This is a genomic window from Flaviaesturariibacter aridisoli (assembly GCF_004343705.1).
In the GTDB taxonomy this organism is placed as follows: Bacteria; Bacteroidota; Bacteroidia; order Chitinophagales; family Chitinophagaceae; genus Flavisolibacter; species Flavisolibacter aridisoli.
The window spans coordinates 1-13,405 of record NZ_SKFH01000038.1; the positions used below are offsets into that span (position 1 = coordinate 1).

Sequence of the window (13,405 nt, forward strand, 5' to 3'; positions counted from 1 at the left end):
GCCGACCCCCCAGGACCGCCCTGCGGCGGTCGTTGCGCCTTTGGCGCGTCGCAACGGCACAACGGCGCAACGAAACCAAACGTTCCATTCGTCCGTCATTGCGAGGGCTGGAGCGAAGCGGAGGCCCGAAGCAATCTCACCCACGTCCAGTCTGCAGCCAAAAGGCAGCAGAGTCAGCAAGGGTGAGCTTGCTTCGCTCCGTTTCACTTCGCTCGCAATGACGGTTCGGAGGAGCGGCGCTCGCAATGACGCATTACCCTAGCGCCGTCGCGCCGTCGCGTCTCCGCGAACAAAGGCTGCTTGCAGCCGACCCGTCCGCCCATACGGCTGCCGCTTTCCCGTATTTTTACCCGTACCAACCCCTTTGCACATGAGAACCCGAATGCCCCTCCTGCTGGCGCTGCTGCTGGCCGGCACCTTTGCCCAATCCCAAACCCTCGTACAGCGCGACCCGCAGCTGGCCGCCATGGTCCGCTCCGTGTCGGCCGACTCGCTGCGCGCCTATATCAACAAGCTGGTATCCTTCGGCACCCGCCACACCCTGAGCAGCCCCACCGACCCGAAGCGCGGCATCGGCGCCGCCCGCGACTGGGTGGTACAGCAGTTCCGGGAATTCGGTAAAGCCTCCGGCGGGCGCATGACCGCCTTCGTGGATACCGTGACGCTGCCCCCCGACGGCCGCCGCGTAGACGCTCCCACCCTGCTGGGCAACGCCATGGGTGTACTGAAAGGCACGGACCCGGCCGACGACCGGGTGTACCTCATCTCGGGCCACATCGACAGCCGCGTGACCGACGTGATGAACCGCACGGCCGAAGCCCCCGGCGCCAACGACGACGGGTCGGGCGTGGCCGCCGTGCTGGAGTGCGCCCGCGTGCTGAGCAAGGGCTCCTTTCCCGCCACCATCATCTTCGTGGCCGTCGCCGGCGAGGAGCAAAGCCTGCTCGGCTCCACCTTCCTGGCCAACAAGGCCAAGGCTGCGGCCTGGAACGTGGATGCGGTGCTGAACAACGACATCATGGGCTCCAACAACAGCTCCGAGACCGGCATCATCGACAATACGCGGCTGCGCGTGTTCAGCGAAGCTTATTCGGTGCAGGACACGGGCCGCGCCTTCCAGACCATCCGCAACCTGGGGCTGGAGAACGATGGCCGCCCGCGGCAGCTGGCCCGCTATGTAAAAGAGATCGGCGAGCGATACGTAGACCACCTCGAGGTGGTGCTCGTGTACCGCAACGACCGCTTCCTCCGCGGCGGCGATCATACGCCTTTCGTGAACAACCGCTTTACGGCGGTGCGCCTCACCGAGATGAACGAGAACTTCAACCACCAGCACCAGGACCTCCGTACCGAAAAGGGCACCGTGTACGGCGACCTGCCCGAGTTCATGGATTTCGAGTACCTGCGGAAGAATACGGCGGTGAACCTGTCCGTGCTGGCCTCGCTCGCCTCCGCCCCTTCGGCACCGCTGGACGTAAAAGTGGAAACGCGCAACCTGACCAACGGCACCCAGTTAACCTGGAAGGCGCCGAAGAACGGTAAGGTCAAAGGCTATTACGTATTACTACGGGAAACGTACTGGCCGGTATGGCAGAAGAAGTTCTTTACGGCTGACACGTCCATCAACCTGCCCTATTCAAAAGACAACTATTTCTTCGCCGTGCAGGCGGTGAACGAGGCAGGCTTTGAGAGCCTGCCCGTCGTCCCCACCCCCGGCCGATAAAAGAGAAAGAACGCAGATTATTATGATGATTAAGATTTGCGCGGATATCATAACCAATCATAACAGATCTTAATAATCTGCGCTCCTTCTCTCAATTTTGCCGCATGTTGACCTTTACCCTGAAGCCTTTCACCGCCCTCGCCCCCACCGAACTCTACGCCTTGCTGCGCCTGCGCAGCGAGGTATTCGTGGTGGAGCAGCACTGCGTGTTTCTCGATATGGACAACCAGGACCAGGGCAGCCTGCACCTGATGGGATGGTTCGACAGGCTCACCATGCCAGGGCAAGATCGTTATCTGGCCGCTTACACCCGCCTGGTGCCGCCCGGGCAGATCTACGCCGAAGCGAGCATCGGCCGCGTGGTAACGAGCCCGCAGGCGCGGGGCGGCGGGATCGGGCGGCTGCTGATGGAAGAAAGCATCCGCCGCTGTACGGAGGCCTTCGGCCCCGGGCCGATCCGCATCGGCGCGCAGCAATACCTCGAACGCTTCTATAGTTCCCTCGGCTTCGTAACCGTTAGCGAGCCCTATATGGAAGACGGCATTCCGCACCTATACATGCTCCGATCAGTGAAAATACGGTAAGGCGTATCGTATTTTTCCGAAGGCCGACTCAGTATTTGTGCTTAATTTTTTTAAAATTCTTGGAGGAAACCACTTTCACTATTCATCCGTATATACTTTCGTTCAACCAAATCCAGTCCAAAATCCTACCTCTATGAGAAAAACTGTACCCTGCAAGAGCACGGTGCTGCTCTTTTCGCTAGTCCTTCTCTTTTCCAGCGCAGCCAAAGCTCAGTCCGCAACATTCGCAAACGGTAAAGTCGAAGCCGGCATCGGTCTCGGACCCCTCTTCTTCCTCGGCGACCTCGGTGGCAACCGTGGTGTAGGCACCCGTTTTGTCAAGGACGTCAACCTCCCGCTCACCAAGTTTGCCAAGGGCGTCTTCGTCCAGTACTACTTCAAGGAGTGGCTCAGCGCGCGCCTCGCGGTGAACGCCGGCCTGCTGGAAGGCGACGATGCGCTGATCAACGGCAAGGGCGGCTACGAAGAGTCGCGCAAGATCCGCAACCTCAATTTCCGCAGCAAGCTTCAGGAAGCCTACCTCGCCTTCGAGATCTCCCCCACCGTGTTCATGGAGCAGTACGAAGGCCTCTTTCACAAGGTGCGTCCCTACGTTATCGGCGGTGTGGGCGTCTTCCACTTCAACCCGCAGGGCAAGTACTTCGCGCCCGACGGCACCTGGAAGTGGGTGGACCTGCAGCCCCTGCGCACCGAAGGCCAGGGCATGACCGAGTACCCCGACCGCAAACCCTACAACCTGACGCAGGTGATGCTGCCGATCGGTGTGGGCGTTAAATACTACCTCTCCGAGAACGTGTTCATCGGCGCCGAGATCCTGCACCGCAAGACCTTCACCGACTACATCGACGACGTAAGCACCAACTACATCGACGCCAACCTGTTCGGCCAGTACCTCACGCCGGACCAGGCGGCCGTCGCCAACCAGGTGCACTACCGCCAGGACTTCGTACCCGGCGCCGCCACCACCCGCCCCGCCACGGTGGGCGAGCAACGCGGCAACCCGAAGCAGAACGACTCCTACTTCTCGTCGATCATCCGCATGGGCTGGCGCTTTGCCGACGTGCTGGACAGCGACCGCCGCGCCCTCCGCGCCTCCCGCTGCCCCTCTTACTTCTAAAACAATCGCAAACCCGGTAAGCAGCAGAGCAAGCTTAATAAGATGCAATTTCCCTGGCCACAAGCCTGATCCGTTCCCTATACCCTCCTTCTTTCCGACGACGATCTTACTAACGCTTCTCTGCTCTTCTTACCGGCAACGCGCAACCTTGTATCATAGCTTGCCTTATTTGGTCCTAATGTATCGCCCCCGTATTCCTACGGGGGCTTCTTTTTGTGAAGTTGCTAAGTGGAAAGCTACTACAGGTCGTCATTGCGAGGAGTACCGACGGCACCGTCGGTACGACGAAGTAATCTGTTACTCGTCCACGCTGCAGCCAAAAGAGGCAGCAGAGCCAGCGAGGATGGGATTGCTTCGCTTCGCTCGCAATGACGGAACGGGGGACAACGCTCGCAATGACGGAACGGAGAGGGAGCGCTCGCAATGACGCCAGAGGCGTCGCTTGCGCGACGCCTCTGGAAATTCATAATTGACGATTCACGCCTGACGCTTCACGCCTCACGATTTCAGTTCGTCCTTGAGATACTGCCCCGTATGGCTTTCCTTCACCTTCAGCAGTCCTTCGGGCGTACCCTCGTACAGGATGTTGCCGCCGCCGGAACCACCTTCGGGACCGAGGTCGATGATGTGGTCGGCGACCTTGATCACATCGAGATTGTGCTCGATGATCAATACAGAGTTGCCGCGGTCGACGAGCTTGTTGACTACTTCGAGCAGGTGGTGGATGTCTTCGAAATGGAGGCCCGTGGTGGGCTCGTCGAGGATGTAAAAGGTCTTGCCGGTGTCTTTCTTCGCCAGCTCGGTGGCCAGCTTCACACGCTGCGCCTCGCCGCCGCTGAGGGTGACGGCGCTTTGCCCCAGCGTAATGTAGCCGAGGCCCACATCCTGCAGTACCTTGATCTTCCGGTATAAATACGGTACGGCCTGGAAGAATTCCACGGCCTCTTCCACCGTCAGGTTGAGCACGTCGGAGATCGACTTGCCTTTGTAACGGATCTCGAGGGTTTCGCGGCTGTAGCGCTTGCCGTTGCACTTCTCGCAGTGTACGTATACGTCGGGCAGGAAGTTCATCTCGATCACGCGCATGCCGCCGCCTTCGCACACCTCGCAACGGCCGCTCTTCACGTTGAAGGAAAAACGCCCGGCGTTGTAGCCGCGGATCTTGGCCTCGGGCAGCGTGGCAAACAGCTGGCGGATCTCGGTAAAGAAACCGCAGTAGGTCGCCGGGTTCGAGCGCGGCGTGCGGCCGATGGGACTCTGGTCGATCTCGATCACCTTGTCGATATGCTCGAGGCCGCTGATGCTCTTATGCGGCATGGGCGTCATCCGCGAGTTGTAGCAATGCTTCGAGAGAATGGGATATAAGGTATCGGTAATGAGCGTGGATTTACCCGAGCCCGAAACGCCGGTAACGACGATCAGCTTGCCGAGCGGGAACTTCACGCTGACGTTGTGCAGGTTGTGGCCGGTGACGCCTTTGAGCACGAGCTCCTTGCCGTTGCCTTTGCGGCGCTCCTTCGGCACTTCGATGCCGCGCTTGCCGTTGAGGAACTGCGCGGTGAGCGTGTCGGCGGCGAGCACTTCGGCCGGTGTGCCCTGGGCCATGATGCGGCCGCCGTGGTAGCCAGCCTTCGGGCCCACGTCGATCAGGTGGTCGGCGGCGAGCATGATGTCTTTGTCGTGCTCCACTACGAGCACCGAGTTGCCGATGTCGCGCAGGTTTTGCAGCGCCGAAATGAGGCGGTGGTTGTCGCGCTGGTGCAACCCGATGGAAGGCTCGTCGAGCACGTAGGTGATGCCCTGGAGCTGCGACCCGATCTGGGTGGCCAGGCGGATCCGCTGCGACTCGCCGCCCGAGAGCGTACGGGTGGCGCGGTCGAGCGTCAGGTAGGTGAGTCCTACGTTGAGCAGGAACTGCAGGCGCTCGCGGATCTCCTTCACCAGCTCCGCGGCGATCACGCGCTGCTGCGCATTGAGGCGCGGCTCGATGCCGGTAAACCAGCCCGAGAGCTCGCTGAGGTCCATCCCGGAGAGCTCGGAAATATTCTTTTCATCAACCTTGAACCAAAGACTTTCCTTTTTGAGGCGGGTGCCGCCGCAGGCCGTGCAGGTGGTCAGCTGCATGAACCCTTCGGCCCAGCGCTGGATGGCCTCGGAGGTGCTCGTAGCGAACCAGCGCTTTACCTGGTTCACCACGCCTTCGTAGTCGCCATCGTAGGCCTCGCCGTATTCATCGTCGCTGAATTGCAGCTCGGAAGAAGCATCGGCTTCGGCCTTGCCATACAGCAGCAGGTTGAGGGCTTTCTCGGGCAGGTACTTCACGGGCTTGTCGAGCGAAATCTTGTTCTTGCGGGCGAGGGCCTGCACCTGGCGGAAGGCCCAGGCCTCGCGCTCGCCGCCGAGGGGGGCGATGCCGCCCTCGTTGATGCTCTTCGTGTTGTCGGGGATGACGGCTTCGAGGTCGACGGTATATACCTGCCCGAGTCCCTTGCACACGGGGCAGGCACCGTAGGGCGAGTTGAAGGAAAAGGAGTTCGGCGAGGGCTCTTCGTAGGAAAGTCCGGTGTCGACGCACATCAGCTGCCGGGAGAAGGTAGCGAGGCCGACCTCCCCAAACCCCTCTGAAGGAGTGGCTTCGCTGCGCTGCCCGGGTTTGCTTTTTGACAAATTTGCTTTCCCGGATGCAGTTGCTTTAGCTTTTGCAACACCCCCTTCGGGGGCTTGGGGGCGCTCGTAAGCGACGAACATCAGGTCCTTGCCCAGCTTCAGCGCCTGCTGCACGCTTTGCGACACACGGGTGCGCATGTCGGCGGTAGCCTTGAGGCGATCGACCACCAGCTCGATGTCGTGGATCTTATAGCGATCGAGCTGCATCTTGGGCACGATGTCCTGTACCTCGCCGTCGACGCGCACTTTAAGGAAGCCCTTTTTGCGCATCTCCTCGAACAGCTCGCGGTAGTGCCCCTTGCGGCCGCGCACGAGCGGCGCCAGCAGGGTGAGCTTGGCGTCCTTGTATTTATCGAAAATATTGTTGACGATCTCGTCTTCGCTCCACTTCACCATCTTCTTCCCGGTGTTGTACGAATACGCCTCGGAGGCGCGGGCATAGAGCAGGCGCAGGAAGTCGTAGATCTCCGTAACGGTGCCCACGGTGGACCGCGGGTTTTTGTTGGTGGTCTTCTGCTCGATGGAGATCACCGGCGAAAGGCCAGTGATCTTGTCCACGTCGGGGCGTTCCATCTCGCCGATGAACTGGCGGGCATAAGCCCCGAAGGTTTCCATATAGCGGCGTTGCCCTTCGGAGTAGATGGTGTCGAAGGCCAGCGAGGACTTTCCCGAGCCGCTGATGCCGGTGATGACCACCAGCCGGTTCTTGGGGATGGAAATGTCGATATTCTTCAGGTTGTGCTCCTTGGCGCCGAACACCTCGATAAACTCGGTTCCGGCTTCCAGCACGCCCGCGGTTGCCCCGACGATCGTTGCCGGTTCCGCCACCGGCGCGGTATCCTTTGTTTTGCTTCCTGCTTTTTTCGTTGCGGCCTTTTTTACCGGCATCTTTCCCAAAAATTTTAGTAAGCGAAGTTAGGGCAGTTTGTAGTTTGTAGCTTGAAGTTTGTCGTTAATAACCTGAGAAAGGAGCGAACCAGCGCCTTTTGCAAAAGCGGCTGCCCACTACAAACTATAAACTGCAAACTATAAACTTTCGTTTTTGGCATGGTTTTCCATTACAGGGCTCCGAAACACCATTAACACCCTTTAACACACAATCGCTAACTCATGAAAAACACCTTTTTAACCGCCGCAGCTATCCTTGCCCTGGCCTTCGGAGCCAACGCTCAATCGACGAACACCCAGCAGACGAACACCACTTCTACGGTGAATACGCCCGGTACGCCGACGGTCCCCGATCCCGCCGACGCACAGACCGGCACGAGCACGGCCACCCCGAACACAAGCACAACAACAACGACCACTACGACCGCTCCGGCAGCCACAACCGCTACCGCCACGGCAACGGCACCCGCAACGCGGTCCTACGGTTCTACGGCCGACTCCATCCACGCCAAGTACCAGTACCTGCCGATGCCGCAGGCCTGGACCGCTGAAAAAGCATTTCCCGTCATCGGCACCTACCAGCTGGCCGGCGCTGATGCCGCCGCCGCGCCGCTGACCATTACGCTGGACTCCACGAGCAAAGGCATCGTATGGATCTCCGGCCTGCCGCAGGGTACCGTGAAAGCCTACCTCGCCAAGAGCCCGGCCACGTACCGCATCATCCCCCAGAAGTCGGCTTCCGGTAAGCTGGTGCCCGAAGGCACCCTGTATTTCGCCCCCGAGACCAATACGCTGAACATCGCCCTCGGCGCTCCCTACAACGCGCAGGACCCCACCGCGATCTTCCCCGTACAGCCCGTTGCCGACACGATGGCCGTTGACGCCACGGTAGCCTCCGCACCCGCCGTTGCCACGGTGAAGGTGAAGCACGAAGGCGCCAAGTCGAAAACAAAAAGCAAAAGCAAAGTGACCTTCTATACCGCTACCAAGGTGAATGCCCTCAACAACACGGGCTCCAACGCCGCCTTCGGCCAGCAGCTCGACCAGGCCACGAAGCAACAATAGTTTTCCAGTAGCATACACGAGGACAAAAGGGAGCTTCTGCTCCCTTTTCTTTTTGCCCGCGGCAAAGAAAGCGGAGCCTCTTCATTCTTCTTCCACCCTTCCCTAGCTTTGCGGCCCATGGATGTAGCGCAGAATATCTATAAGCAATACCGGATCGCGGTGGCGGTGGCCTTTGCCATGGCCCTCGCGGCGGCAGGCTTGCTTACCGCGTATGGCAAGGACCAATCCTTCGTTCTGGTCAACGGTTGGAACACGGCGGTCCTCGACCGGCTGATGCCCTGGGTGACGCATCTGGGCAATGGGTTTATCTATGTCCCGATCCTCCTGCTCACCTGGCTGTACCGGCGCGACTACATCGTGGCGATCATTGCGGGGATCGCCATCTGCTTCCTGTTCACCTATACGCTGAAGAACTACGTGTACCCGGAAGAATTGCGCCCGTTCAGCCTCGCGGCCCGGAATATCGCCTTTCATAAAGTGGCAGGCGTGGACCTGCACGAGAACTACAGCTTTCCCTCCGGCCATACCTCCACCGCCTTTACGATGGCGCTGCTGCTCGCGGCCCTGCAGCGGCACCGGGCCCTCGTGATCGCGCTGCCCTTCGTGGCGCTGCTGGTGGGCTTTTCACGCATTTACCTCGCCCAGCATTTTTTAACCGACGTCACTGCCGGCATTATGGTCGGCATCGTCTCCTCGTACCTGTCGCTGCTCACCTACCGGGTCGTGCACCGACGGCGCCTGGAGCAGAAAAAAAGCCAGGTTTGACGTACCTTGTGCTCAGCCCCTAACCATGTTGACAGCACATCCGGAATACCCCCTGATCAGTGAGCTTTTCGACGCGCAGCCCGACTCGGTCGTTTGGTTCACGCCGGTCTATGAAGACGGCGACACCCCAGTTGATTTTGAAGCCCGCTATTGCAACCGGACGGCCGCGCAGACGCTGCGGTCGACGCCGGAAGCCATCGTCGGCGCCCGCCTGCTCGGCACGACGCTGATGGATGAAGAGTCGCGCCGCCGCATCCTGGAGCAATGCCTGCAGGTGTGGGCCACCAACAGCCCGGTTGAATTCACGTATTACAGTTCGGGCCTCGACCGCTATTTCAACGTACAGCGCAGCAAGGTGCATGGCGGGATTCTCAGCGTTACGCGCGACCGTACGGCGGAGGTGAAGACCGAGCTGGAGCACCAGCGCCAGCAGCAACACTACCGCCAGATCCTCGATACCGCCGCCGACGGGATCCTCGTGTTCGAATCGATCCGCGACGAGCAGGGCGAACTCATCGATTTCAGGATTACCCACGCCAACCGCCGCGCCATCGAGATCGGCGCGCTGCCGCCGCACACGGTGGGCTCCACGCTGCTCACGCTGCTGCCGCACCTCGCCGGCTCGGAACAATTCGGCTGGCACCGGTCGGTGGCCGAAGGCGGCGGCCCCTTCCGCTTCGAAACCAGCTTTCGCCAGCCCGACGGCAGCGAATACGGATGGTTCATCGTGTCGCTCACGCAGCTGGACGACGGGCTGGTATCCAACTTCGTAGACGTGACCCTGCGCAAGCGCAACGAGCAAAAGATCCAGGAGCAGCACCACCTGCTGAGCCGCATCTTCGAAGGGTCGGTGAGCGGCATGTTTGCCGCCACGGCGCTCCGCGACGATTCGGGCCGCCTCGTGGATCTCCGGATGGACCTGATCAACAAAGCCTTTACGCAGTTCGTGGGTTTCACAGAGGCCGAGGCGCTGGGTGTTCGCTACAGCAGCCTCTTCCCGACTGCGATGGCCAACGGCCTTTTTGATGTATTCCGCGAAGTGATTGAAGCGAAGACGATCGTGCGGCAGGAAAATCACTACCAGGGCGAGCAGCTCGACGCCTGGTTTGACTTCTCCGCATCGCCGCTGGAGCCGGACGGCATCCTCGTTTCGTTCACCGACATTTCGCCGCGCAAGCACCTGCAGCTGGAGCTCGAGCATAAGCTCGAAGAGCTGAAGCGTTCCAACCAGAGCCTGGAGGAGTTTGCCTACGCCGCTTCGCACGATCTGCAAGAGCCCCTGCGGAAGATCCACTTTTTTGCCGACCGCCTCAAGCTGACGCTGGAGCCCGGCAGCGAGCGCGCAGAGATGTTTGCCCGCATGGAATCGGCCACCACCCGCATGCGCGACCTCATTGAAGACCTCCTCGCCTATTCCCGCGTGAGCATGCTCCCCGAAGAAGTGACCGAGATGTCGCTCAGCGAGATCGTACAGATCGTGCTGCAAGACCTGGAACGATCGGTAGAGGAAAGCGGCGCCCAGCTGCACATCGACCCGCTGCCGGTGATCCGCGCCGACGAGCGCCAGATGCGCCAGCTGTGGCAGAACCTGCTGGGCAACGCTATTAAATACCGCATGGAAGGACGCCGCCCCGAGATCAACGTGCGTTACCGTATTTGTACGGATGCCGACCGCCAGCGCTTTCAGCTGCCCGTGGAGCCGTCTTACTTCCTGGTGGAAGTCTCCGACAACGGTATCGGCTTCGAGCAGCAATACGCCGAGCGGATCTTCCAGGTATTCCAGCGGCTGCACGGCCGCCGCGAGTATTCCGGCAGCGGCGTAGGCCTTGCCATCGCCCGCAAGGTGGTAAGCAACCACGAAGGCATGCTGCTGGCCGAAGGGCACCCCGGTGAAGGCGCTACCTTCCGGATGTTCCTCCCGGTGAGTTGCCTGCTGTAGTCAATTGGTCTATTAGTTTATTGGTTTATGGGTAACAGGGACCTACCGGGTTGGGCTTGTACAATGCGGTCTCGGCCTGTAGTTATTTTGAATGCGTTCCGTTCAATGTATTCCTGATGTAGGGGGCTGTTTTGCTGCGTTTGCTGGCGGCCACGGCTTCCGGGGTGCCGGCCACAACGATGTTGCCGCCCTCGTCGCCGGCGCCGGGGCCGATGTCGATCACCCAGTCGCTGACCCCCACCACCTGCATGTCGTGCTCCACCACCACCACGGTATTACCCGCATCCACGAGGCGCTCCAGCTGCCGCACCAGGCGCGTTACGTCGGACGGATGCAGCCCCGTGGTCGGCTCGTCGAGCACGTAGAGCGTGTTGCCGCGGCTGAGGCGGTGCAGCTCGGTGGCCAGCTTGATGCGTTGCGCCTCTCCTCCCGACAACTCGGTGGCGGGCTGCCCCAGGCGCAGGTAGCCGAGACCCACTTCGTTCAACACGTTGAGAATGCGATGGGCCGTGGCTTCTTCTTCGAAAAAGGCCAGCGCATCGTCTACCGTCATGGCGAGCACTTCGGCGATGTTCTTGTCGCGGTAGCGCACCTCCAGCGTCTTCGCCGCGTAGCGCGTGCCGCTGCATACGGGGCAGGGCGAGTAAACGCTCGGAAGAAAAAGCAGTTCCACCATCACAAAGCCTTCGCCCTCGCAATTGGGGCAACGACCCTTCCCGGTATTGAAGGAAAAATAGCCGGCGTCGTACTTCCGCGCCTTGGCGCTTTTGGTGGCTGCAAACAGCTTGCGCACGCTGTCGAACAGTCCGGTGTACGTGGCGAGGTTGGAGCGAGGTGTGCGGCCGATGGGCTTCTGGTCCACGCGCACAAGGCGGCGCAGCGGTTCCAGGCCGGCGGTGATGCGGCCTTGCGTCTGGGGCGCATTTTCGCGCTGCAGCGGATCGCCTTCTTCTTCTTCCGGGGGCAGGTCGTGCCCGAGGCCTTCCGCCACCAGCTCCACCAGTACCTGGCTGATGAGCGTTGACTTACCCGATCCCGAGATACCGGTAACGCTCGTGAGCACGCCCAACGGGATCTCGGCATCCAGGTTCTTCAGGTTATTGCGCGACACGCCTTTCAGCCTGAGCCACCCGGCCGGCTCACGCCGGCGGCCAACCGACAGCGGCTCATCGTCGAAAAGAAAGATCCGCGTTTTCGATTCCGCCACTTTTTTCAATCCTTCCGCCGGACCGCTGTACAACACCTGCCCGCCGCCTTCGCCGGCGCCGGGGCCCACGTCCACGATCCAGTCGGCATGGCGGATCACCTCCAGCTCGTGCTCCACCACGAAGATGGAATTACCCGAGGCCTTGAGGCGGTCCAGGGCGCGCAGGAGCGCCTCCGTATCGGCCGGGTGCAGCCCCGCGGAGGGCTCGTCGAGCACATACACCACGCCAAAGAGGTTGGAGCGGACCTGCGTGGCAAGGCGCAGGCGCTGCAGCTCGCCGGGCGAAAGCGTGGGCGTGCTCCGCTCGAGCGTGAGGTAGCCGAGGCCCAGGTCGAGCAGCACCTGCAGGCGGCCGCAGAGGTCTTCGGCGATCCGTTGGGCCACGATGGCCTTTTCCTGGTGGCCTTTCGACAGGCGCGCCAGCTCCTTGTCGGTGCCGTCGGCATACGACGCAAACAGCGTGTGCAGCTTCCCGAGCGGCTGCCGGGCCATGTTGGCGATGTCGTAGCCGGCGAAGGTCACCGAGAGCGACTCGGGGCGCAGGCGCTTTCCGCCGCAGGTAGGGCATTCGCTGCTGATCATGTATTGCGCCACCCGCTTTTTCATTAGCTGGCTTTGCGTCGTGGCAAAGGTCTGGAGCACGTATTTGCGCGCACCTGTAAAGGTGCCCATATAGCTGGGTGGCTCTTTGCGCTTCAGCGCGGCCCGCGTCTCGGCCGGCGTGAAGCCCGCGTACACGGGCACGGTAGGCGACTCGTCGGTAAACAGGATCCAGTCGCGGTCTTTCTTCGGCAGGTCTTTCCAGGGTGTGTCTACATCGTAGCCGAGGGTAACGAGGATGTCGCGCAGGTTTTGCCCGTGCCAGGCAGGCGGCCAGGCGGCAATGGCGCGCTCGCGGATCGACTTCGCGGGGTCGGGCACCATCGAAGCCTCGGTCACCTCGTATACCCGGCCGAGGCCGTGGCACTGCGGGCAGGCGCCTTCGGGGGTGTTGGGGGAAAATCCTTCGGCATAAATGATTCCCTGCCCTGCCGGGTACGTGCCGGCGCGCGAGTAAAGCATCCGCAGCAAATTCGCCAGCGTAGTAACGGAACCCACCGAAGAACGCGTCGTAACGCCGCCGCGGTGCTGCTGCAGGGCCACCGCCGGCGGCAACCCTTCAATGGCATCCACCACGGGCACCTGCATCTGGTGAAAGAGCCGCCGCGCGTAGGGCGAAACCGATTCGAGGTAGCGGCGCTGCGCCTCGGCGTACAGGGTGCCGAAGGCCAGCGACGACTTACCGGAGCCCGACACGCCCGTGAAGACCACGATGGCATCGCGCGGGATGTCGACCGAAACGTTTTTCAAATTGTGCTCGCGGGCGCCCCGCACCTGAACAAAGCCATCCGTCCGGCCAGGACGGGCTGCATCCGGAGATCCTTTCATGACGGCAAAGCTTCAAATAATA

At 61.1% G+C, this 13,405-nt stretch carries 8 protein-coding genes; 6 read left to right on the top strand and 2 right to left on the bottom strand.

The window, feature by feature from the left end; all coding sequences use genetic code 11:
• Positions 1-370 precede the first annotated feature (370 nt).
• The 3 genes from E0486_RS16010 to E0486_RS16020 all read left to right on the top strand — a co-directional run bounded on the left by E0486_RS16010 (position 371) and on the right by E0486_RS16020 (position 3,424).
• Positions 371-1,723, top strand: coding sequence for a M28 family metallopeptidase (locus E0486_RS16010; protein ID WP_131853610.1), 1,353 nt, complete (start codon positions 371-373; stop codon positions 1,721-1,723).
• 104 nt (positions 1,724-1,827) lie between these two features.
• Positions 1,828-2,307, top strand: a complete 480-nt coding sequence (locus tag E0486_RS16015; protein ID WP_131853612.1) for a GNAT family N-acetyltransferase — start codon at positions 1,828-1,830, stop codon at positions 2,305-2,307.
• 133 nt (positions 2,308-2,440) lie between these two features.
• Positions 2,441-3,424 carry a DUF6089 family protein gene (locus E0486_RS16020; RefSeq protein WP_131853614.1) on the top strand — a complete coding sequence of 328 codons (984 nt, stop codon included), beginning with the start codon at positions 2,441-2,443 and terminating at the stop codon, positions 3,422-3,424.
• Between the two features lie 498 nt (positions 3,425-3,922).
• Here the strand turns inward: E0486_RS16020 and uvrA (E0486_RS16025) are convergent, their stop codons facing one another.
• Positions 3,923-6,979 carry an excinuclease ABC subunit UvrA gene (uvrA, locus tag E0486_RS16025; protein ID WP_131853616.1) on the bottom strand — a complete coding sequence of 1,019 codons (3,057 nt, stop codon included), beginning with the start codon at positions 6,977-6,979 and terminating at the stop codon, positions 3,923-3,925.
• A gap of 222 nt (positions 6,980-7,201) precedes the next feature.
• On the opposite strand from uvrA (E0486_RS16025), the gene E0486_RS16030 reads away from it, so the two are divergent.
• The 3 genes from E0486_RS16030 (at position 7,202) to E0486_RS16040 (ending at position 10,748) form a co-directional block, all read left to right on the top strand.
• Positions 7,202-8,044 (top strand): hypothetical protein, encoded by an 843-nt coding sequence (locus E0486_RS16030; RefSeq protein ID WP_131853618.1) that lies wholly within the window; start codon positions 7,202-7,204, stop codon positions 8,042-8,044.
• Between the two features lie 117 nt (positions 8,045-8,161).
• Positions 8,162-8,809 (top strand): phosphatase PAP2 family protein, encoded by a 648-nt coding sequence (locus E0486_RS16035; RefSeq protein WP_131853620.1) that lies wholly within the window; start codon positions 8,162-8,164, stop codon positions 8,807-8,809.
• 25 nt (positions 8,810-8,834) lie between these two features.
• Positions 8,835-10,748 (top strand): PAS domain-containing sensor histidine kinase, encoded by a 1,914-nt coding sequence (locus E0486_RS16040; RefSeq protein ID WP_131853622.1) that lies wholly within the window; start codon positions 8,835-8,837, stop codon positions 10,746-10,748.
• An 82-nt stretch (positions 10,749-10,830) separates the two neighbouring features.
• Here the strand turns inward: E0486_RS16040 and uvrA (E0486_RS16045) are convergent, their stop codons facing one another.
• Positions 10,831-13,383: an excinuclease ABC subunit UvrA gene (uvrA, locus tag E0486_RS16045; RefSeq protein ID WP_131853624.1), complete on the bottom strand. Its 2,553-nt coding sequence runs from the start codon at positions 13,381-13,383 to the stop codon at positions 10,831-10,833.
• Between the last annotated feature and the right edge of the window lie 22 nt (positions 13,384-13,405).

Excerpts from the sequence above, each read along its gene's own strand:
- uvrA (WP_131853624.1), bottom strand. The coding sequence starts at position 13,383 with ATGAAAGGATCTCCGGATGCAGCCCGTCCTGGCCGGACGGATGGCTTT.
- E0486_RS16030 (WP_131853618.1), top strand. The coding sequence starts at position 7,202 with ATGAAAAACACCTTTTTAACCGCCGCAGCTATCCTTGCCCTGGCCTTC.
- E0486_RS16015 (WP_131853612.1), top strand. The coding sequence starts at position 1,828 with ATGTTGACCTTTACCCTGAAGCCTTTCACCGCCCTCGCCCCCACCGAA.
- E0486_RS16010 (WP_131853610.1), top strand. The coding sequence starts at position 371 with ATGAGAACCCGAATGCCCCTCCTGCTGGCGCTGCTGCTGGCCGGCACC.
- E0486_RS16040 (WP_131853622.1), top strand. The coding sequence starts at position 8,835 with ATGTTGACAGCACATCCGGAATACCCCCTGATCAGTGAGCTTTTCGAC.
- E0486_RS16035 (WP_131853620.1), top strand. The coding sequence starts at position 8,162 with ATGGATGTAGCGCAGAATATCTATAAGCAATACCGGATCGCGGTGGCG.
- uvrA (WP_131853616.1), bottom strand. The coding sequence starts at position 6,979 with ATGCCGGTAAAAAAGGCCGCAACGAAAAAAGCAGGAAGCAAAACAAAG.
- E0486_RS16020 (WP_131853614.1), top strand. The coding sequence starts at position 2,441 with ATGAGAAAAACTGTACCCTGCAAGAGCACGGTGCTGCTCTTTTCGCTA.